Annotated in this window: 20 protein-coding genes; 15 read left to right on the forward strand and 5 right to left on the reverse strand. The window is 63.8% G+C overall.

What is annotated here, in order from left to right:
* The first annotated feature begins 49 nt into the window (after window positions 1-49).
* From AC07X6_RS00525 to AC07X6_RS00565, 9 genes are all read left to right on the forward strand, one after another.
* Window positions 50-1,261 (forward strand): phosphoglycerate kinase, encoded by a 1,212-nt coding sequence (locus AC07X6_RS00525; protein ID WP_230539068.1) that lies wholly within the window; start codon window positions 50-52, stop codon window positions 1,259-1,261.
* A gap of 110 nt (window positions 1,262-1,371) precedes the next feature.
* Window positions 1,372-2,820 (forward strand): pyruvate kinase, encoded by a 1,449-nt coding sequence (pyk, locus tag AC07X6_RS00530; protein ID WP_494789724.1) that lies wholly within the window; start codon window positions 1,372-1,374, stop codon window positions 2,818-2,820.
* A gap of 78 nt (window positions 2,821-2,898) precedes the next feature.
* Window positions 2,899-3,963: a class II fructose-bisphosphate aldolase gene (fba, locus tag AC07X6_RS00535; protein WP_010401625.1), complete on the forward strand. Its 1,065-nt coding sequence runs from the start codon at window positions 2,899-2,901 to the stop codon at window positions 3,961-3,963.
* Window positions 3,964-4,069: 106 nt separating this feature from the next.
* Window positions 4,070-4,963: a phosphoribosylaminoimidazolesuccinocarboxamide synthase gene (locus tag AC07X6_RS00540; protein WP_436541375.1), complete on the forward strand. Its 894-nt coding sequence runs from the start codon at window positions 4,070-4,072 to the stop codon at window positions 4,961-4,963.
* Between the two features lies 1 nt (window position 4,964).
* Window positions 4,965-5,462 carry a 5-(carboxyamino)imidazole ribonucleotide mutase gene (gene purE, locus AC07X6_RS00545; RefSeq protein WP_230539065.1) on the forward strand — a complete coding sequence of 166 codons (498 nt, stop codon included), beginning with the start codon at window positions 4,965-4,967 and terminating at the stop codon, window positions 5,460-5,462.
* Between the two features lie 15 nt (window positions 5,463-5,477).
* A complete protein-coding gene (locus AC07X6_RS00550; protein ID WP_494789725.1) occupies window positions 5,478-6,674 on the forward strand; it encodes a 5-(carboxyamino)imidazole ribonucleotide synthase in 1,197 nt (398 codons plus the stop codon).
* Window positions 6,671-7,693, forward strand: a complete 1,023-nt coding sequence (locus tag AC07X6_RS00555; RefSeq protein ID WP_494789726.1) for an L-threonylcarbamoyladenylate synthase — start codon at window positions 6,671-6,673, stop codon at window positions 7,691-7,693. The genes AC07X6_RS00550 and AC07X6_RS00555 overlap by 4 nt, the downstream gene beginning before the upstream one ends.
* Window positions 7,694-7,932: 239 nt before the next feature.
* On the forward strand, window positions 7,933-9,324 hold the full coding sequence (locus AC07X6_RS00560; protein ID WP_494789727.1) for an SGNH/GDSL hydrolase family protein: 1,392 nt from the start codon (window positions 7,933-7,935) through the stop codon (window positions 9,322-9,324).
* Between the two features lie 99 nt (window positions 9,325-9,423).
* Entirely contained in the window at window positions 9,424-10,110 is a 687-nt protein-coding gene (locus AC07X6_RS00565; RefSeq protein ID WP_230539061.1) for an OmpW/AlkL family protein, read from the forward strand.
* A gap of 44 nt (window positions 10,111-10,154) precedes the next feature.
* Here the strand turns inward: AC07X6_RS00565 and AC07X6_RS00570 are convergent, their stop codons facing one another.
* The gene (locus tag AC07X6_RS00570; RefSeq protein ID WP_230539060.1) at window positions 10,155-10,661 is read right to left on the reverse strand and encodes a flavin reductase family protein; all 507 of its coding nucleotides are present in this window, start codon (window positions 10,659-10,661) and stop codon (window positions 10,155-10,157) included.
* Window positions 10,662-10,837: 176 nt separating this feature from the next.
* Here AC07X6_RS00570 and msrA point away from each other — a divergent pair, with 176 nt between their 5' ends.
* Window positions 10,838-11,371: a peptide-methionine (S)-S-oxide reductase MsrA gene (gene msrA / locus AC07X6_RS00575; RefSeq protein WP_230539059.1), complete on the forward strand. Its 534-nt coding sequence runs from the start codon at window positions 10,838-10,840 to the stop codon at window positions 11,369-11,371.
* A 16-nt stretch (window positions 11,372-11,387) separates the two neighbouring features.
* Here msrA and AC07X6_RS00580 read toward each other — a convergent pair whose 3' ends face one another.
* Both AC07X6_RS00580 and pdxH read right to left on the reverse strand, forming a co-directional pair.
* Window positions 11,388-12,635 (reverse strand): class I SAM-dependent methyltransferase, encoded by a 1,248-nt coding sequence (locus AC07X6_RS00580; RefSeq protein WP_494789728.1) that lies wholly within the window; start codon window positions 12,633-12,635, stop codon window positions 11,388-11,390.
* 127 nt (window positions 12,636-12,762) lie between these two features.
* On the reverse strand, window positions 12,763-13,971 hold the full coding sequence (pdxH, locus tag AC07X6_RS00585; protein WP_494789729.1) for a pyridoxamine 5'-phosphate oxidase: 1,209 nt from the start codon (window positions 13,969-13,971) through the stop codon (window positions 12,763-12,765).
* A gap of 113 nt (window positions 13,972-14,084) precedes the next feature.
* Between pdxH and AC07X6_RS00590 the strand changes: the two genes are divergently transcribed.
* Window positions 14,085-14,948 carry a tRNA threonylcarbamoyladenosine dehydratase gene (locus AC07X6_RS00590; RefSeq protein WP_494789730.1) on the forward strand — a complete coding sequence of 288 codons (864 nt, stop codon included), beginning with the start codon at window positions 14,085-14,087 and terminating at the stop codon, window positions 14,946-14,948.
* A gap of 10 nt (window positions 14,949-14,958) precedes the next feature.
* On the opposite strand, the gene thpR is transcribed toward AC07X6_RS00590, so the two are convergent.
* Window positions 14,959-15,477, reverse strand: coding sequence for an RNA 2',3'-cyclic phosphodiesterase (gene thpR / locus AC07X6_RS00595; protein WP_494789731.1), 519 nt, complete (start codon window positions 15,475-15,477; stop codon window positions 14,959-14,961).
* 94 nt (window positions 15,478-15,571) lie between these two features.
* Here thpR and AC07X6_RS00600 point away from each other — a divergent pair, with 94 nt between their 5' ends.
* Together AC07X6_RS00600 and cysK are read left to right on the forward strand one after the other, a co-directional pair.
* Entirely contained in the window at window positions 15,572-16,036 is a 465-nt protein-coding gene (locus AC07X6_RS00600) for an FKBP-type peptidyl-prolyl cis-trans isomerase (protein WP_230539054.1), read from the forward strand.
* Window positions 16,037-16,120: 84 nt separating this feature from the next.
* Complete coding sequence (gene cysK, locus AC07X6_RS00605) at window positions 16,121-17,053, forward strand: cysteine synthase A (protein WP_230539053.1); 933 nt, start codon at window positions 16,121-16,123, stop codon at window positions 17,051-17,053.
* On the opposite strand, the gene AC07X6_RS00610 is transcribed toward cysK, so the two are convergent.
* Window positions 17,014-18,333, reverse strand: a complete 1,320-nt coding sequence (locus tag AC07X6_RS00610; protein WP_494789732.1) for an SGNH/GDSL hydrolase family protein — start codon at window positions 18,331-18,333, stop codon at window positions 17,014-17,016. The two genes, cysK and AC07X6_RS00610, sit on opposite strands and share 40 nt — an antisense overlap.
* Window positions 18,334-18,432: 99 nt before the next feature.
* Here AC07X6_RS00610 and AC07X6_RS00615 point away from each other — a divergent pair, with 99 nt between their 5' ends.
* Entirely contained in the window at window positions 18,433-19,338 is a 906-nt protein-coding gene (locus AC07X6_RS00615; protein ID WP_494789733.1) for a LysR family transcriptional regulator, read from the forward strand.
* An 89-nt stretch (window positions 19,339-19,427) separates the two neighbouring features.
* On the forward strand, window positions 19,428-19,829 hold the full coding sequence (locus tag AC07X6_RS00620) for a ribosomal maturation YjgA family protein (RefSeq protein WP_494789734.1): 402 nt from the start codon (window positions 19,428-19,430) through the stop codon (window positions 19,827-19,829).

Consider the following 19,829-nt stretch of genomic DNA (forward strand, 5'->3'; position numbering starts at 1 on the left):
GCATTGCGGTAAAATAGCGCACTTCCTTCCACTCGTCATCTGGATCGCCATGTCAGCTGTTCTCAACTTCATCCGTCTGCAAGATTTGATCGCCCAAAATGCACTGCAAGGCAAGCGCGTGTTTATCCGCGCCGACCTGAACGTCCCGCAAGATGACAGTGGCAAGATCACCGAAGACACGCGCATCCGCGCCTCGGTGCCGGCCATCCGTGCCGCCCTCGACGCTGGCGCCGCCGTCATGGTGACGTCGCACCTGGGCCGTCCGACGGAAGGCGAGTTCAAGCCAGCCGACAGCCTGGCGCCCGTGGCGGCCCGCCTGTCCGAACTGCTGGGCCAGGAAGTTGCACTGAAACAAGACTGGGTCGATGGCGCCGGCCTGGAAAACCTGGCCGCCGGCCAGGTCGTCCTGCTGGAAAACGTGCGCGTCAACAAGGGCGAAAAGAAAAACAGCGATGAGCTGGCGCAAAAAATGGCCAAATTGTGCGATATCTACGTCAATGACGCGTTCGGCACGGCCCACCGCGCCGAGGCGTCCACGCACGGCATCGCCAAGTTCGCGCCCGTCGCTTGCGCCGGTCCGCTGCTGGCCGCCGAACTCGATGCGCTGGGGAAAGCCTTGCACGCGCCAGCCCGCCCGCTGCTGGCCATCGTCGCCGGTTCGAAGGTATCGAGCAAGCTGACCATCCTGAAAGCCCTGTCCGACAAGGTCGATAACCTGATCGTCGGCGGCGGCATCGCCAACACCTTCATGAAGGCCGTCGGCTTGAACGTCGGCAAGTCGCTGGTGGAAGCGGAACTCGTCGAGGAAGCGAAAGCCATCATCGAGATCATGGCCAAGCGCGGCGCGCAAGTGCCGATTCCCGTCGACGTCGTGTGCGCCAAGGAGTTTTCGCCGACGGCTGCCGCCACTGTCAAGGACGTGGCCGACGTGGCGGACGACGACATGATCCTCGATATCGGCCCGAAAACGGCCGCCCTGCTGGCGCAGCAGATCGCCGCCGCCGGCACCATCGTGTGGAACGGCCCGGTCGGCGTGTTCGAGTTCGACCAGTTCGGCAACGGCACCAAGACCCTGGCCCTGGCCATTGCCGAATCGAAAGCGTTCTCCATCGCCGGCGGTGGCGACACCCTGGCGGCGATTGCCAAATACGACATTACCGATCAAATCAGCTATATCTCGACGGGCGGCGGCGCTTTCCTGGAGTTCCTGGAAGGCAAGACTTTGCCCGCCGTAGAGATCCTGATGCAACGCGCAGGCTGATCCAGCCTGACTGTAGTGCCACCAAGCGCAGCCTGACCGCTGCGCTTTTACCTTGCCGGATGCAGCATCGAGCCGGCCTTGATCACCTTCGCTCGCGCACAAGGAATCCTATGCCACGCGGTACAAAAATCGTAGCAACAATCGGTCCCGCCTCCACCGACTTCGATATCCTGGTCAAAATGATACGTGCGGGCGTCGACGTGGTGCGCTTGAATTTTTCCCATGGCAAGGCGCAAGACCATATCGACCGCGCGGCGCTGGTACGCCTGGCGGCCGCTGAGTGCGGCCGCGAAGTGGCCATCATGGCCGACATGCAAGGGCCGAAGATTCGCGTCGGCAAGTTTGAAAACACGCGCATCGAGCTGGAAGCGGGCGAGCGCTTCATCCTCGACGCCAAGTGGGGCGAAAACGGTGAACTGGGCAACCAGGAGCGGGTCGGCCTCGACTACAAGGCCCTGCCGCGCGACTTGCACAAGGGCGACGTGCTGCTGCTGAATGACGGCCTCATCGTGCTGATCGTCGAGCGCATCCAAGGCAGCGAAATCCACACCACCGTCAAGATTGGCGGCGAGTTGTCGAACAATAAAGGCATCAACCGCCAGGGCGGCGGCCTGTCCGCGCCCGCGCTGACGGCCAAGGATATGGAAGATATCAAGACGGCCATGAGTTTCCAGGCCGACTATCTGGCCATTTCCTTCCCGAAATGCGCGACGGACATGGAAATGGCGCGCCAGCTGGCCAATATCGCCGGCGAACCGTACCACCACAAGCCGATGATGATCGCCAAGATCGAGCGCGCGGAAGCCATTCCCGCGCTGCAAGAAATCCTCGACGCGTCCGACGGCATCATGGTGGCGCGCGGCGACCTGGCGGTCGAGGTGGGCAATGCGGCCGTGCCGGCCTTGCAGAAACGCATGATCAAGATGGCGCGCGCGTCGAACAAACTTGCTATTACGGCAACGCAGATGATGGAATCGATGATCGTCAACGCCGTGCCTACCCGCGCGGAAGTGTCCGACGTGGCGAATGCCGTGCTCGACGGCACGGACGCCGTCATGACGTCGGCCGAAACGGCCTCGGGCAAGTACCCGATCGAGACGGTGGAAATGATGGCCGCCATCTGCGTGGAAGCGGAACAGTCCGAATACAACAAGCTCGACGCCGACTTCCTCAACGTTACGTTTACCCGCATCGACCAGTCGATCGCCTATGGCGCGCTGTTTACGGCGCATCACCTGCGCGTCAAAGCCATCGTGGCGCTGACGGAATCCGGTTCCACCGCTTTGTGGATGAGCCGCCACAGTATCGATACGCCGATCTACGCGCTCACGCCAAGCGTGACGACTTTGCGCAAAGCCACGCTGTACCGCAATGTTCGGGCGTATCATCTGATGCAGAACGCCCCCAGCGCGCAAGTGCTGAAGCAGGCGGAAGAGCTGCTGGTGGCGCAGGGCATCGTCAAAAAGGGTGACATGATCGTCGTCACCTGGGGCGAGCCGATGGGCCAGGTGGGCGGCACGAATGCCTTGAAAATTGTCAAAGTAGGCGAATTCGACTAAACGTAAGAATTCAGGCGCCGCCGCGGTCATGAACCGCGAAGCGCCGCAACGGTTTCTATTGTTCTCTGGAGTATTACCATGTCTCTCGTATCCATGCGTCAACTGCTGGACCATGCCGCCGAAAACGGTTATGGCATTCCTGCTTTCAACGTCAACAACCTGGAGCAAGTGCAAGCCATCATGGCTGCCGCCGATGCGCTCAACAGCCCGGTGATCATGCAGGCGTCCGCTGGCGCGCGCAAGTACGCCGGTGAAGCGTTCCTGCGCCACCTGATCGACGCCGCCGTCGAAGCGTATCCGCACATTCCCGTCGTCATGCACCAGGATCACGGCCAGTCGCCGGCCGTCTGCATGGCCGCCATCCGCTCGGGTTTTACTTCCGTGATGATGGACGGTTCGCTGGAAGCGGACGGCAAGTCGGTCGCTTCCTACGAATACAACGTGGAAGTGTCGCGTGAAGTGGTGAAATTCTCGCACGCCATCGGCGTGACGGTGGAAGCGGAACTGGGCGTGCTCGGTTCGCTGGAAACCATGAAGGGCGACAAGGAAGACGGCCACGGCGCTGACGGCACCATGACCCGCGAGCAACTGCTGACGGACGTGGCACAAGCGGCCGATTTCGTGCAGCGCACCCAGTGCGACGCCCTGGCGATCGCCATCGGCACCTCGCACGGCGCCTACAAGTTCACGCGCAAGCCGACGGGCGACATCCTGGCCATCGACCGCATCAAGGAAATCCACGCGCGCATCCCGAACACCCACCTGGTGATGCACGGTTCCTCGTCGGTGCCGCAGGAATTGCTGGCCATCATCCGCGAATTCGGCGGCGACATGAAGGAAACCTACGGCGTGCCAGTCGAAGAAATCCAGGAAGGCATCCGTCACGGTGTGCGCAAGATCAACATCGATACCGATATCCGCCTGGCGATGACGGCCGCGATCCGCAAGTATCTGTTTGAAAACCCGTCGAAATTCGACCCGCGCGACTTCCTGAAGCCAGCCCGCACCGCCGCCGAGCAAATCGTGCGCGCGCGCATGCAGGCTTTCGGCTGCGAAGGCCAGGCGTCGAAAATCAAGGTCATCACGATGGAAAAAATGGCCGAGCGCTACAAGGCCGGCGAGCTGTCGCAAATTGTGAAGTAAAATTCTGTCTGGAACGGGCCGGAAGCAATGCTCCGTGCCCGATTTTCTCGACCGGCGGGCGCCTTCCCTGCCTGCCGGTTTCGTTTCATCCAACTATTCCCCCGCTATGAACAGCCTCTATCAGACTTCCATCCACTCCCTGCCATTGCTGGGCCACGGCAAGGTCCGCGACAACTACGCCGTCGGCGACGACAAGATCCTGATCGTCACCACGGACCGCCTGTCGGCCTTCGATGTCGTCATGAACGAGCCTATCCCCGGCAAGGGCAAGGTTCTCAACCAGATGAGCGACTTCTGGTTCGAGAAACTGGGCCACATCGTGCCGAACCACCTGACCGGCGTGGCGCCGGAATCCGTGGTGGCGCCCGAGGAAGTGGAGCAAGTCAAGGGCCGCGCCGTCGTGGCCAAGCGCTTGAAACCCATCATGGTCGAGGCGGTCGTGCGCGGCTACATCATCGGTTCGGGCTGGAAAGATTACCAGGACACGGGCAGCATCTGCGGCATCAAGCTGCCAGCGGGCCTGCAACAGGCAGAAAAGCTGCCGGAACCGATTTTTACACCGGCGGCCAAGGCCGAGCTGGGCGAACATGACGAAAACATCAGCTTTGCTGAAATGGAAGAGCGTATCGGTGCCGACCTGGCCGCCAAGATGCGCGACGTCGCCATCGCGCTGTACAAGACGGCCGCCGAGTACGCTGCCACGCGCGGCATCATCATCGCCGACACCAAGTTCGAATTCGGCCTGGACGACAATGGCGTCATGCATCTGATGGATGAAGTGCTGACGGCCGACTCGTCGCGCTTCTGGCCTGCCGATTCGTATCAGCCTGGCATCTCGCCGCCATCGTTCGACAAGCAATTCGTGCGCGACTACCTGGAAACATTGACCTGGGGTAAGACCGCACCGGCGCCAGCGCTGCCGGCCGACGTCATCGAAAAAACCCAGGCCAAGTACTTCGAAGCCATCGAACGCCTGACGGGCGAGAAGCTGAAGGCCTGAGATGAGCGAGCAGAATAAGCCGCTGGTCGGCGTCATCATGGGTTCGTCTTCGGACTGGGACGTGATGCAGAACGCTGTTGCCATGCTGAAACAGTTTGGCGTGCCATACGAAGCGCAAGTCATTTCCGCGCACCGCATGCCCGACGAGATGTATGCGTACGCGAAAAGCGCGCGCGCGCGCGGCTTGCGCGCCATCATCGCCGGCGCCGGCGGCGCCGCCCACCTGCCTGGCATGGTGGCGGCGATGACCATCGTGCCCGTGCTGGGCGTGCCCGTGCCATCGAAATACCTGCGCGGCGAAGATTCCATGCTGTCCATCCTGCAAATGCCCAAGGGCGTGCCGGTGGCCACCTTCGCCATCGGCGAAGCGGGCGCGGCGAATGCGGCGCTGACGGCGGTGGCGATGCTTGCCGCCAATGACGACGCCCTGGCCGAGCGGCTGGAAGCGTTCCGCGTGACGCAAACGGCCGCCGCCAAGGCCATGGTCTTGCCTGAATAATGTGTTTGAAAAATAATGAATAGTAAATCGACTTCCCCATTGCTGCCCGCCGCCAACCCACCGGCGTGGCTGGGCGTGATGGGCGGCGGCCAGCTCGGCCGCATGTTTGCCCAGGCCGCCCAGAGCATGGGCTACCAGGTTGCCGTACTGGAACCGTCCGACGCCTGCCCTGCGGGGCAGGTGGCGCAGCGCCTGGTGAATGCCGGCTACAGCGATGTAGCCGGGCTCGACGCCCTGGCGGCGCAATGCCTGGCCGTCACCACCGAATTCGAGAACGTGCCGGCCGGCAGCCTGTCGCGCCTGGCCGAACGCGTGTTCGTGGCGCCCAACGCCCATGGCGTGTCGGTGGCGCAAGACCGCATCGCGGAAAAGCGTTTCTTTGTCGACTGCGCGCCCAAGTCCGGCGTGCTGCCGGCGCCGCACATGGTGATCGCCACGCAGGACGATATCGACGGCATCGCCGACGACTTGCTGCCAGGCATCTTGAAAACCGTGCGCATGGGCTATGACGGCAAGGGCCAGTTCCGCGTGCGCACGCGCGACGACGTGCGCGCCGCGTTCGCGGAAATGGGCGATGTAACTTGCCTGCTGGAAAAGATGCTGCCGCTGGCGTATGAAGTGTCGGTGCTGACGGCGCGCGGCGTGGACGGCGAATCGGTCGTGTATCCGATCGCCGAAAACGTGCACCGCGACGGCGTGTTGTTTACTACCACGGTGCCGGGCCCGAACGTGTCCGACGATTGCGCCGCCAGGGCGCAGCAGGCGGCGCAGGCGATGGTTGCCGAACTCGGCTATGTCGGCGTGCTGTGCATCGAATTTTTTGTTCTTGAAGATGGCAGCCTGGTGGTCAATGAAATGGCGCCGCGTCCGCACAACAGCGGCCACTACACGATGGATGCCTGCGTCACCAGCCAGTTCGCGCAGCAAGTGCGGGCCATGGCGCGCCTGCCGCTGGGCGACGTGCGCCAGCATTCGCCGGCCGTGATGCTCAACATCCTTGGCGACGCCTGGTTTGCCGACGGCAGCGATGTTGCCTGCGAACCTGCCTGGGACCGCATCCTGGCCTTGCCGGGCGCCTGTTTGCACCTGTACGGCAAGGACGATCCGCGCCGTGGCCGCAAGATGGGCCACCTGACCTTCATCGCGGCAACGTTGCCGCAGGCGCAGCAGCGCCTGCGCGACGCTTGCCTGATCCTGGGAATCGCGCCGTGAGCGTGCCCGCACACGACCTGGCGGCGGCCGCCGCCGTGCTGGAAGGGGGCGGCCTCGTCGCTTTCCCGACGGAAACGGTGTATGGCCTGGGCGCCGATGCGGAAAACCCGGTCGCCGTGGCGCGCATTTACGAAGCCAAGGGGCGGCCTTCGGACCACCCCGTGATCGTGCACGTGGCGCCTGGCGCCGACCTGGGGCACTGGTCCGACGACATCCCCGAGGAAGCACGGCAGCTGGTGGCCGCTTTCTGGCCCGGTCCGCTGACCCTGATCGTCAAGCGCGCCGCGCATATTCCCGACGCCGTTTCCGGCGGCCAGGATACGGTGGGCTTGCGCTGCCCGTCGCATCCGGTGGCTATCGCATTGCTACGCACTTTCAAGGGCGGCAAAGGCGGCCTGGCGGCGCCGTCGGCGAACAAGTTCGGCAACGTCAGCCCCACCACGGCGCAGCACGTGCGCGATGAATTCGCGGCAGAACTGGGTAGCGGCTTGCTGGGCCTGGTCCTCGATGGCGGCCAGAGCGACGTGGGCATCGAGTCGACCATCGTCGACCTGTCGCGCCTGGCCACGCACGGTCCCGTGCTGTTGCGTCCCGGCCATATCAGCAGCGAACAGATCGCCGCCGTCATCGGCCGCGCGCCGGCTGTTGCCGACGCGGCCGCGCCGCGCGCCTCGGGCACGCTGGAATCGCACTACGCGCCACATACGCCTGTTGCGATGCAGCACAGCGACGACGTGCGCGCCACCTTGAACCGCCTGCTCAACGACGGACGCCGCGTGGCCCTGATCCACTACTCGGATCTGCCGCCGGCCAGCGCCAGCGTGCGCCTGGCGGCCAACCCGGAAAATTACGCACATGCGCTGTATGCCTCGCTGCGCACGATGGACCAGGTCGGCGCCGAGCTGATACTCGTCGAAGCACCGCCCACCGGCCCCGCGTGGCTGGGCATCAACGACCGTTTGCGGCGCGCCGCCTTCGGCTCGAGTGGCATCTTGCAGCAATTTCTATCCGCATCCTAAAAAGCCCCGCAAGGGGCTTTTTCTTGATGCAGCGCAATAGAGATGCTTGCCACGAACCATATTAAATCCTCCATAATTCAGCGGATCGTCCGGTCGTGACAGGGCGCTGTCGGTGTTGTTATTTCGTTGATTTTTAAAACATATTTTCTATGCAAGCCCGAGGAACGATGGCATATTAGTTGGGTAGCGAATAGCACGTCCGTTCGTTTAGAAACCAGAAAAAAGACCGAGGAGACAAAATGCATCAAACAAAATTCGCGTTGGCCGTGCTGGCTGCGGCTGTCCTGGCAGGTTGCGGCGGCGCCAGTGGCGGTGATCAAGCCTTGAAAGTCAAATACACGGCGCAGGTGTCGTTCGGCGACAGCCTGTCCGACGTCGGTTCGTATGCCGTGGGCACCGTGGCCAAGCTCGGTGGCGGCAAGTTCACCATCAATGGCGACAATACCAAGATCAATCCTGAACTGACGGGCAAGAACTGGACCGAGCACCTGGCCGCGCAATTCGGCCTGGCCGCGCCATGCGCCGCCGAGACCGGTCTGGAGGGCGATGCGGCGAAGGGCTTGTCCGTGCCGCGCGTCAAGCATGCCGGCTGCTTCGGCTACGCCATGGGCGGTTCGCGCGTGACCAACCCCGTCGGCCCGAACAATAAATTGGCAGGCGGTACGCTGGGCGCCCTGACCGTGCCCGTGGTGACGCAGATCGCGAACCACCTGGCAGTCTCCGGCGGCAAGTTCAGCGGCACGGAAGCCGTCTTCGTGATGGCCGGCGGTAACGACGTGCTGTACCAGCTCGGTGCATTGCAGGCCGGCGCGACGGCGGCCGGCACGAAGGCGGGCGCCGATGCGGGCGCCAAGGCTTTTGCCACCAACCTGACCCTGGCCCTGGCCGCCGGCGCGCCCAATCCCACCACGGCCGCCGCCTCCATCGGCGCCGCTATCCAGACGGCCAGCGCGGCGCCTGGCGCCACGTCGGCGACCATCGTCGGTGCCGCCGTGCAAGCTGCTGTCATCGCTGGCAATACGGCCGTTGCCTCGCCCACCGTGTATGGCCCGCTGGTTACCAAGGCGCAAGCCGATGCGACGGTTACCGGCAATGCTGCCGGCGCCAAGGCCGGCGCCGACTACGCTGCGGCCCAAGGGCCATTGCTGATTGCCGCCATGAAACAAGCGGGTACTGAGCTGGTGGCGCTGGTCAAGGACCAGATCATCGCCAAGGGCGCCAATTATGTGGTGGTCAACAATCTGCCTGACGTGGCCGGTACGCCATCGGGCTTGGGCAAGGATGCCAATACCAAGGCACTCATCAATGCCATGGTCAGCGCCTTCAACGGCGAACTGAGCGGCGGCCTGAATGGCAATGCGAAAGTCTTGCTGGTCGACGTGTTTGCCGTCAGCCATGACCAGGGCGTCAATCCTGGCCCGTACGGCTTGACCAACGTCACGGAAACGGCGTGCGACCTGAACGCGCCAGGCAATCTCCTGGGCAGCTCGCTCGTGTGCAATGGCACGAACCTGAAGGCAGGCGACGTCAGCCACTACTCGTATGCCGACGACGTGCATCCTACGCCGTTCAACAACCTGTTGCTGGCCCGTTATGTGGCCAAGGACATGGTCGTGCGGGGCTGGCTGTAAGGGATGGCCGCACCGGCTGTGCCTGCGAGGCGAGGCCGGTGCCGGCAGCGACAAGACTCGAAAGCGGAACACTCCGCACATACTGAATCAGGAGACAAGATGAAGAATCGTTTGAATACCGCCGTACGCGTGCTGGCCGCGGCTGCCGCGATGGCCATGGCGACGGGCGCTTCGGCGCAAAGCGCAGGCACCTGGATGGCCAAGGCTGGCCTCAACAAGATCACGCCGCACGTGGACAGTGGCGACATTTCCGCACCGGCACTGCCGGGCACGAAGGCCGATGTCAAGGCGGATACCAAGCCCATCCTGACCTTTGCCTACATGATCACGGACAATATTTCCGCTGAAATGATCCTGGGCGTGCCGTACAAGCATGACTTGATCGGCGATGGTTCCATCAAGGGCACGGGCAAGCTGGGCACGGCGGAAGCCTTGCCGCCGACGGCCTTCATCCAGTACCGTTTCTTCCAGCCCAATGCAATGATCCGTCCATACGTGGGCGCAGGCTTGACGTATGCCTATTTCCAGAAGGAAAAAGGCTCGGGCCAGATGACGGCCTTGCTGGATCCGGGTGGATCGCCCGTTACCTACCGCATGGACAACAAGCTGGCAGGCAGCCTGGTGGTCGGCAGCACCCTGGCCCTCAACGAGCGCTGGTTTGCCGACGTGGCCGTGGTCAAGACCTTCCTGAAGACCAAGGCGAAATTCTCGACGGGGCAGACGCAGGACATCAAGCTCGATCCGCTCGCCGTGAGCATCAGCATCGGGTATAACTTCACCCTGTAATGCAAAAAAATCCGCCTCGGCGGATTTTTTTTTTGTGCCGCGGCTCAGGCTTGCGGTGTATTGAACTTTCCATTGTGGAAGATCAAGGGCGCTTGCGCGGCAAACGCGCATTGTTCCACTTCGCCCACGAAAATGACGTGGTCGCCTTCCGGATAGCGGCTGCGGTTGTGGCATTCGAACCAGGCCGACGCGCCTTTCAGGATGGGCTGGCCTGTGCGCGACAGTTCGTACTCGACGTCGTCGAAGGGATTTGGCGTGCGGCGCGAAAAGCGCGTCGCCAGTTCCGCCTGGTCGGCGCCCAGCACGTTGATGACGTAATGCGAGTTGCCGCTGAAGATGGGCATGCTGTTCGCCACGGAACCGAGGCTCCACAGCACCAGAGGCGGCGACAGCGAAACGGAATTGAAGGAACTGGCCGTCAAGCCGCGGAAACTGCCGTCGGCCAGGCGCGTCGTGATGACCGTCACGCCCGTGGCAAACTGCGACAGTGCCTGCCGGAAATGTGTCGTATCGAATTCTTGCGCGGGCGCGCGGGGAGAGCGTGTGTTCATGGGTGACCTGTCTATTTGCTGACATTATGCCAAAAATCGGCGGCGCCAGCGCAATCGTGGTCGGCCTGGCCCTATGTGCGGTGCGCTACGCACCGTTTCAAGCGGCGCTGCAGGCCATGGGGCTTTGCGTTACAGTGGTGAAATGATAAGTCGCAGTAGCGTTGCGGGAGGACATCATGAATCAACAGACGGAAGTGGCGGTACTGGGCGGTGGCTGTTTCTGGTGCCTGGCCGCCGTGTACGGGGAAGTGCGCGGCGTGACGCGCGTCGAGTCCGGCTACACGGGGGGCAGTGTGCCCGATCCCACGTATGAGCAGATTTGCACGGGCGACACGGGCCACGCGGAAGTGGTGCGCCTGGAATTCGATCCGGCCGTCATCAGCTATCACGACTTGCTGGAAATCTTTTTTACGCTGCACGATCCCACCACCCTGAATCGCCAGGGGAACGATGTCGGCACGCAATACCGTTCCGTCATCTATTACCAGTCGGCCGAACAGGAAACAGTGGCGCGCAAGGTGCTGGCCGAGATGGCCGGCGTATGGGATGCGCCGATCGTCACGCAACTTGCGTCGGCGCAAGTCTTTTACCGGGCCGAGGATTACCACCAGAATTATGTGGAACAGCATCCCTTGCAGGGCTATTGCGCCCTGGTCGTCGCGCCCAAGGTGGAGAAATTCCGCGCCATGTATGCGGGGCGCCTGAAGTAAACGCTCCGCGCGCCTGTCAGGGCGTGAGCACGGGCGCCGGCCTTGTTTCCTGCGTATTCTCCTGCGCATACATGTAGTTGCGCGACCAGGGCAGCGTGGAAGAGCGCCGGCCCGCCTTGACGCAGACGATCTGGTACAGGCTGATCAAATCTTGCTCGAAGGCATAGGCGCAGCCGGCCAGGTAGACATGCCAGATGCGGAAGCGCCGCTCGCCCGCCAGCGGACGAATCTGTTCGGCATGGGCTTCGAAATTTTCCGTCCACAGGGCGCAGGTGCGCGCATAGTGGCGCCGCAGGTTTTCCACGTCCAGCACTTCCAGCCCCCCTTGCTGCATGGTGTTCAGGACATTACCGATGTGCGCTAGTTCGCCGTGCGGAAACACATATTTTTCGATGAATTCGCCGCCCCCGTACGGCGTTTCGCCATTCTCCGGGTCGGTGGAGGTGATGCCGTGGTTCATCGCCATGCCGTCCGGCGCCAGCAGCTTGTTGACGATGGAAAAGTACTCGGGTAAATGCTTGAGGCCCACGTGCTCGAACATGCCCACGCTGGTGATGCGGTCGAACTGGCCCGTCACATCGCGGTAGTCCTGCAGGCGGATATCGATCAGGTGGGCCAGGCCGGCCGCCGCCACGCGCTCGCGCGCCAGCGCGTACTGGTTTTCCGACAGGGTCACGCCCACGCAGCGGGCGCCATATTGCTGCGCGGCACGAATAACGAGGGCGCCCCAGCCGCAGCCGATGTCGAGCAGGGTCTGGCCCGGCTGCAGCTGGATTTTCTTCAGGATATGGTCGATCTTCTTGACTTGCGCCTGTGCCAGGGTTTCATCGCCGTGTTCGAAATAGGCGCAGGAATACACGAGGGCGGGGTCGAGAAATTGCTCGTAGAAGGCATTCGACACGTCGTAATGGTAGCGGATGGCTTCGGCATCCTTGCTCTTGTCGTGCGTAAAGCTGCGCACGATGCGGGCCAGCTTGCCTTCCGGTTTCAAGGTGTTGCGCGCCAAGGCATTGCAGATGGAAATCATGTCCATCGCCGTCCCCTTGACCTCGATATTGCCTTCCACATAGGCCGAACCGAGGTTGGCCAGCGAGGGGTTCAGCAGATAGCGGGCCGAGGCGACAGTCGGCAGGCGGATGGTGACGCGCGGCGCTTCGCTGGACAGGTCAACGTGCTGGCCGTTCCATAATTCTATGCGCAGCGGCAAGGCGGTCTTGCTGCGGATGCCGGCAATCCAGGACTTGAGTTGGTTTTGTACAAACAAAATGGCCTCCAATGATGCGGCCCAGGCTGCGGCCGCAAATTGAGAAACAATGTCATTTAGTAACTTCTACCCTCATAGCCTACACTGATATTGCACAGCTTGCTTTGCGCCGCCTTGACTGTCCTGCTTATGGTTGCAAGCGTTGCATGCTCCATTGCCCGTCAGCACCGCGTGTAAACACGATGCGGTCGTGGAAGCGCGAACGGCGTCCCTGCCAGAATTCGATGCGTTCCGGTTGCAAACGGTAGCCGCCCCAGTGGGCAGGGCGCGGCGGCCGCGCGTCGCCGACGGCGGCGGCCACGGCCTCGTAATGGCTTTCCAGCGCGGCACGGTCGGCGATGGGCGCGCTTTGCTGCGAGGCAATGGCGGACAGCCGGCTTTGCAGGGGGCGCACATTGAAATACTCGTCGCTCTCGGCCGCCGTGGTTTTCACCACCGTGCCCTCGATGCGCACTTGCCGCTCCAGCTCGCGCCAGAAGAACAGCAGGGCGGCGTGCGGGTTGTGTTCCAGCTGCCGGCCTTTGTCGCTGTTGTAATTCGTGTACCAGGTAAAGCCCCGTTCGTCGAATTGCTTGATCAGCACGATGCGCGAGCTGGGTTTGCCGTCCGCACTGACGGTGGCCAGGTCCATGGCGTTCGGCTCCATCACCTGCGCGTTGACGGCCTCGGCAAACCATTTCTGGAACTGGGCGACGGGATCGGCCAGCACATCCGTTTCGCTCAGGCTGGACTGGACGTAATCGGTGCGCATGGCTGCCAGCACGGCGGCCGGGTCTGCCTGCACGGGGGCTTCCGCTGCATCGGGCGCGATGCCGCGGCGGCGCTGCATGGCCGTGCCCAGCTGCTCCATCTGCTGCGCGCTGAACAGGCGCTTGGCCATCGGCGCCAGTTGGCCCTCTTCCTTGCTCATGTGGGCCTGGTAGGCGGCCACATAGTCGCGCACGCCATGGGCCGACAGCTGCACGCCCGTGCCGGCCGCGATGGCATCGAGTTCCGGGCGCAGGGTCAGCCAGGCCTGGTCCATGCGCTGGTGGTCGGCGAGGATTTCCGGCACCAGCGTCACCAGCAGGGCGGCGTCCTCGCCCGTGGCGGTGGCTTGCAGCATGGGCATCAGATCCTGCTCTTCATCGTCATGGTGCAGATGGGCGGCTTTATTGAAATATTGCAACACCGCCTTGGCCGCCTGCTGCGCATCCGCCGTGTTGCCGTGCTGCGCCAGGTGGGCCAGCAGGTTTTGCAGCGTGCTCAGCTGCTTGCGGATCTTGTCGTGGCAATGCTTGAGCACGGCGATGGGCTGGTCAAAGCCGGGAACGGAGTCGAACAGGGGAGTGGTCATGGCGAGTTCTCGTGGTGGGCGGTGTGGGGGCGCGGCGACAGTCTGGCCTTGTCGCTGTGTCAATCCGGCTATTTTAGAATATCCGCCAGCGCAGTGTCCGTTAAAATGGCGCCATGCATACCTCCACCAATGAACTAATTTCCATGGACTTGACCGAGATCGATTTTGAGCGGCGTTTCGGCGGCATTGCCCGCCTGTACGGCGCGCCCGCTTTGGCCCGCTTCCGCGCCGCCCACGTGTGCGTGATCGGCGTGGGCGGCGTCGGTTCCTGGATCGTCGAAGCGCTGGCGCGCAGCGCCATCGGCCGCCTGACCCTGATCGACCTCGACAATGTTGCCGAATCGAACATCAATCGCCAGATCCAGGCCATGAGCGACACCATCGGCAAGGCCAAGATCACGGCCCTGGCCGAACGCATCGAATTGATCAACCCCTTGTGCCAGGTCACGCAGATCGAGGATTTTATTACTCCCGATAACCTGGAGCAGTTGCTGGGCGGGCGCGATTTCGATTACCTGGTCGACGCCATCGACAATGCCAAGGCGAAAGCGGCCGTGATTGCGTATTGCCGCGCGCGCAACATTCCGATGCTGACCATCGGCAGCGCGGGCGGGCAGACGGACCCGACCCTGATCGCCGTGCGCGACCTGTCGAAGACGGAGCAGGAACCGCTGCTCAAGCGCGTGCGCAAACTGTTGCGCACCGAATATGGCTTTCCGCGTGGCATCAAAAACAAATTCAATGTCGACGCCGTGTTTTCCATGGAACCGCTGAGCACGCCAGAGAGCGCGGAAGCGTGCGCCATCGATGGCAGCGCGCCTGCCGGCGTCACGGGCCTCAATTGCGCCGGCTTCGGCTCCAGCGTGGTGGTGACGGCCAGCTTCGGCATGGTGGCGGCCGCCCATGCACTGAAAAGCTTGCGCCAGGACAAAGTTGCTGAAGTGCCAGCGCCAATGCCAGTGCCGGACGCCGCCTAAGCCACGCCGCTTAAGTCAGTTTGCGGCTGGCCAGAATGCGGTAGTCGCCGCTGCTTTTCAGCGATTCCACCAGCACCAGCTCGTCCGCCTGCCAGGCGATGGGCGCGAAGTCCTGGCTGGCCGGCGGCGGCGCCTGGCGCGCCAGGGTCACGTGCGGCGTAAAACGGTCGTGCTCGAAGCGCGGCGCCAGCCCCTGTTGCGCCAGCGCATGCATGCAGGCCGCGCGCAAGTCCAGCAAGGCCGGCGACGGTTGCGCCAGGGCGGCCCAGGCCAGCGCCAGCTTGCTAAAGTGGCTGGCGTGGTCGAACAGCAGGGGCATGGGGCGCGCCGGCAATTGTTCCAGGATAGCCAGCAGGGCCGGCAGCTCGCCGGCCGGGCGCTGGCCCAGGAAGGCCAGGGTCAGGTGCAGCTTTTCCGGGCGCACGGGCTTGCCGTCCAGCAACGCCTGCCAGGCGGCCAGGGCCGCGCGCGTGGCCGCATCGGGCCACAGCGCGTAAAACAGGCGGGGGCTATGGGTATCGGGCGACAAGTTTTTCCTATCGTTGCGGCGGTTTGCTATGATTGGCGTTCCCTGCCTCTTGCATTGGCAGAGATCTCACCGAAACTCACTGAAAGAATACATCATGACGCGTAGCTCCGTTTTGTTTGCCCTGATCTGCTCCGTCGCCGCGTCGCTGGCGCAGGCACAGGCGCCAGCGCCTGTTCCCGCCTCGGCCGTATCGCTGAGCCCCGGCCCTGTCGCCGATAAATTGATCTTGATCGACAACAAGGTCGGCACGGGCAAGGAAGCGTCCGCCGGCAATACCGTGGTCGTGCACTACACGGGCTGGCTGTACCGTCCGCTGGCGAAAGATTCGCGCGGCAAGAAGTTCGACAGCTCCGTGGGCCGTGGCCCGTTCGACTTCCCGCTGGGCAAGGGCATGGTCATCAAGGGCTGGGACCAGGGCGTGGCGGGCATGAAAGTGGGCGGCAAGCGCACCCTGATCATTCCTGGCGAACTGGCTTACGGTCCGCGCGGCGCCGGCAATGGCGACATTCCGCCGAACTCGGCACTGATCTTCGACGTGGAACTGCTGGACGTGAAGTAATTGTTCAGTTTCGGCAGCGCACCACGTGCGCTGCCGTGAAAAAGCGGTAGACTGGTTTCTTCTGTAATTGCTGTGGAGACTCCCATGAACATCGCCAACGACGTCACTGAACTGATCGGCAACACCCCCCTGGTGCGCATCAACCGCATCGCCGCCGGCAGTGTGGCCACCATCCTGGCCAAACTCGAATTCTACAATCCCGCCCACAGCGTCAAGGACCGCATCGGCCTGTCCATGATCGTCGCCGCGGAAGCGGCCGGCAAGATCCATCCCGATACCGTCATCGTCGAGCCCACCAGCGGCAACACGGGCATTGCGCTGGCCATGGTCTGCGCCGCGCGCGGCTACCGCTGCACCCTCGTCATGCCTGACACCATGAGCCGCGAACGGCGCATCCTGCTGCGCGCCTACGGCGCCGAGCTGGTGCTCACACCGGGCAGCGAAGGCATGCTGGGCGCCATCCGCAAGGCCGAAGAGCTGGTGGCGGCCGACCCGCGCTATTTGATGTTGCAGCAATTCAATAATCCCGCCAATCCCGCCATCCACCGCGCCACGACGGCCGAGGAAATCTGGCGCGATACGGATGGGCAAGTGGACATCGTCGTCGCTGGCGTGGGCACGGGCGGCACGATCACCGGCATCGGCGAAGTGCTGAAGGAGCGCAAGCCCGGCCTGCAAGTGATCGCCGTGGAACCGGAAGCGTCGCCGATGCTGTCGAAAGGCACCAAGGGGCCGCACCCGATCCAGGGCATCGGCGCCGGTTTTGTGCCGCAGATTTTGAACACGGCCATCTACGACGAAATCATCTGCGTCAAGAACGACGACGCGTTCGCCACGGCGCGCCTGGCCGCCAGCGATGAAGGCTTGCTGGTCGGCATTTCGTCGGGCGCCGCCCTGTGGGCCGCCCTGCAAGTGGCGCGCCGTCCAGAAAACGCGGGCAAGACCATCGTCACCATCATCCCGTCGTTCGGCGAGCGCTACTTGAGCACGGCTTTGTACGCGGGCCTCGGCGACTGATCTTTACTGTTAAACAGTAGCGTCAGGTCGATTCTTTCCGCCAGCGCCCGGTTGCCCGCGTCGCCCGGGTGCAAATGGTCGCCCGAATCGTAGGCGGGCAGCAGGCGTAGCGGATATGCCGGGTCGCGCGCCCAGGCGTCGAAGTCGAGCACGGCGTCAAACAGGCCGCTGGCGCGTATCCACGCGTTCAGTTGCTGGCGCAGCGCATCTTTTTCCTTTTGATAATAGTCGCTCAATGGCGTGCCGGGCAGGGCGCCTTCGAACGGCGTCACAGTGGCGCCGACCACGCGCACGCCGCGGCTGCGCGCCTGGGCGACTAGCTGGGCGTAGCCGGCCGTTAATTCCTCCAGGGTGGGACGCTGTTCCCGTGGCGCAAACGCCGTGCCGGGCCAGCTGATGTCATTGATGCCGATCAAGACGACCACCGTGCGCACGCCAGGCTGCGCCAGCACGTCGCGCTCGAAGCGGGCCAGGGCATTGGCTCCCATGCCATCGGACAACAGCCGCGCACCGGAAATGCCCGCATTGAGCACGGCCACGCCGTGCGGCGCCAGGCGTTCGGCCAGGAAATCGGGCCAGCGCGCATCCATCCCCAGGCTGGCGCTGGCGCCATCGGTGATCGAATCGCCGAGGATGGCCACGGCTTGCGCCGCCGGCGCCGCTGCCACTTCGATGGCGCTGAGCAAGAGGCGCGCCGTGGTGGTCTGCACGCCCGTTTGCGCCTCGTCAATGCGCGCGGCCCGCGTCTGGTCATGCGGCGCGATCCACGCCGTTTCGCGGCCATCCCAGTGAAACGTGGCGACGGGACTGGCTTGCGGCAGGTGCACGCTCACCGTCAGCCGGGCCAGGTCCGGCACGGCCAGGTCGACAGGGTCGCTGACGAGCGGCGCGCCCGGTGCCATGGTGGCCGCCGGCTGGCCGGCAAAGGTCAGCGTGCGCAGGCTGCCCGCTTCGATGGCCGAGCCGTTCGCCGCCAGGGCTACGCTGGCCGCACCGATGCGCAGCGGCACTTTGTCATACGCATTCGATAGCACGATGCGCACGCGCGGGCCGCCCACGCTGAGGCGCGCCACCTGGCGCACGGTTTGTTCGTGCAGCACGGCGGGCACGTTGGCGGGAAGCACAAAGTCGCTGCCCCACACGGCTTGCGGGCTGGCCGTCCAGCTGGCCAGCCAGCTGAAGGCGGGGGCTGGTGCGAGTTCGGCATTGGCGGCCTGGGCGGGGCTGGTGCTGAATGCCAGGCTCAGCAGGGCGGTGGGGAGAAGGGAAGATCGTTGCATGGCGGCTCGCTTCATCAAGGGGAATGTGCGCATGATGCAAGCAAAGCCATTTATGCACTAGACTATCCTATCGAAGAACATTTATGAGTTGAATTCACAATGGCCAGACTGGAAGTGAACCGCTCCGGCGAGCTGGAAGTGTTTGTGCGCGTCGTCGAGCTGGGCGGTTTTTCCGCCGCCGCGCGCGCCTGCGGCATGACGCCGTCGGCCGTCAGCAAGCTTGTGTCTCGGCTGGAAGAGCGCCTGGGCGCGCGCCTGCTGAACCGCTCCACGCGCCAGCTGCAGCTGACGGCCGAAGGCTGCGGCCTGTATGAACGGGGCATGCAGGTGCTGGCGGCGCTGGACGAGGCCGAGCGCTGCGCGGGCGTGCAGGATGTGCCGCGCGGCAAGATTAGGGTGAATACCAACGTGCCGTTCGGCCAGCATTTCTTGCTGCCGCTGGCGCCGCTGTTCCTGGAGCGCTATCCCGAGGTGACGCTCGACATCGTGCTGACCGATGCCGTCGTCGATATCCTCGAACAGCGCACGGACGTGGCCGTGCGGGCCGGTCCCCTGAAAAGTTCCAACTTGCTGGCGCGCAAGCTGGGCCAGACGCGCATGGCGATCGTGGCGGCGCCTGCTTACCTGGCGCGGCGCGGCACGCCGCCCACGCCTGCCGACCTGGCGTCGCACAATCTGCTCGACGCCAATTACGCGCGCGCCCGCTCGGGCTGGCCGCTGCGCCTGCCTGGCGGCGACATCGTCGTGCCGGTCGTGGGCAATGCCCAGGCCAGCGATGGCGAAGCCTTGCGGCAGCTGGCGCTGGCAGGACTGGGACTGGCGCGCCTGGCCGCCTTCCAGGTGCGCGCCGATATCGCGGCGGGCCGTTTGCAGGCCGTGCTGGAAGAATTCAATCCGGGCGACACCGAAGAAGTGCACGCCGTCTTCGTGGGCCAGGGCGGGCATGTGCCGCTGCGCGTGCGCGTCTTTCTCGACTTCCTGGCGCAGCACGTGGAGCTGGCTTGATGCGATAGGCTGCAGGCGGACACGGCCGCGCAGTACAATATCGGACGGGCCGCAATGGTTCGGTCCGTATCGTGCCTTTGAATGGAAATATGTTCCTGGTAAAACCTGAACGCCGCCGCCTGCTGCAGGTGGGCGCAACCGTGGCTGTCATCGCGCTGGGCCTGGCCTCGCGCGCCTATCCCCAATTCCTCCCCGCCGCGCTGGGCAAGTATCCGGGCGACGCCCTGTGGGCCATGATGATCGTCTTTGCGCTGGGCATCTTCGCCACGCGCATGCGCACGTGGCAGCTGGCGCTGACTGCGCTGCTGATCTGCTTTGCCGTCGAATTCGGCCAGCTGGTCCAGACGCCCTGGCTCGTCGCGCTGCGCGCGCATCCGCTGGGACACCTGGCGCTCGGTTCCACCTTCGGCTGGGGCGACTTGATCGCCTACACGGCCGGGGTGGTGATCGCGGCGCTGGTGGATAAAGCGGCGCTGTTCAAGCGCCGCTAG

It is taken from the genome of Janthinobacterium sp. GW460-12-1-14-LB5, from assembly GCF_059423585.1.

Coding starts and splice junctions, on each gene's coding strand:
- AC07X6_RS00610 (WP_494789732.1), bottom strand. CDS start 18,333: ATGCAACGATCTTCCCTTCTCCCCACCGCCCTGCTGAGCCTGGCATTC.
- AC07X6_RS00540 (WP_436541375.1), top strand. CDS start 4,070: ATGAACAGCCTCTATCAGACTTCCATCCACTCCCTGCCATTGCTGGGC.
- pyk (WP_494789724.1), top strand. CDS start 1,372: ATGCCACGCGGTACAAAAATCGTAGCAACAATCGGTCCCGCCTCCACC.
- AC07X6_RS00600 (WP_230539054.1), top strand. CDS start 15,572: ATGACGCGTAGCTCCGTTTTGTTTGCCCTGATCTGCTCCGTCGCCGCG.
- AC07X6_RS00550 (WP_494789725.1), top strand. CDS start 5,478: ATGAATAGTAAATCGACTTCCCCATTGCTGCCCGCCGCCAACCCACCG.
- AC07X6_RS00525 (WP_230539068.1), top strand. CDS start 50: ATGTCAGCTGTTCTCAACTTCATCCGTCTGCAAGATTTGATCGCCCAA.
- purE (WP_230539065.1), top strand. CDS start 4,965: ATGAGCGAGCAGAATAAGCCGCTGGTCGGCGTCATCATGGGTTCGTCT.
- cysK (WP_230539053.1), top strand. CDS start 16,121: ATGAACATCGCCAACGACGTCACTGAACTGATCGGCAACACCCCCCTG.
- msrA (WP_230539059.1), top strand. CDS start 10,838: ATGAATCAACAGACGGAAGTGGCGGTACTGGGCGGTGGCTGTTTCTGG.
- pdxH (WP_494789729.1), bottom strand. CDS start 13,971: ATGACCACTCCCCTGTTCGACTCCGTTCCCGGCTTTGACCAGCCCATC.
- AC07X6_RS00565 (WP_230539061.1), top strand. CDS start 9,424: ATGAAGAATCGTTTGAATACCGCCGTACGCGTGCTGGCCGCGGCTGCC.
- fba (WP_010401625.1), top strand. CDS start 2,899: ATGTCTCTCGTATCCATGCGTCAACTGCTGGACCATGCCGCCGAAAAC.
- AC07X6_RS00590 (WP_494789730.1), top strand. CDS start 14,085: ATGCATACCTCCACCAATGAACTAATTTCCATGGACTTGACCGAGATC.
- AC07X6_RS00620 (WP_494789734.1), top strand. CDS start 19,428: ATGTTCCTGGTAAAACCTGAACGCCGCCGCCTGCTGCAGGTGGGCGCA.
- AC07X6_RS00615 (WP_494789733.1), top strand. CDS start 18,433: ATGGCCAGACTGGAAGTGAACCGCTCCGGCGAGCTGGAAGTGTTTGTG.
- AC07X6_RS00560 (WP_494789727.1), top strand. CDS start 7,933: ATGCATCAAACAAAATTCGCGTTGGCCGTGCTGGCTGCGGCTGTCCTG.
- AC07X6_RS00570 (WP_230539060.1), bottom strand. CDS start 10,661: ATGAACACACGCTCTCCCCGCGCGCCCGCGCAAGAATTCGATACGACA.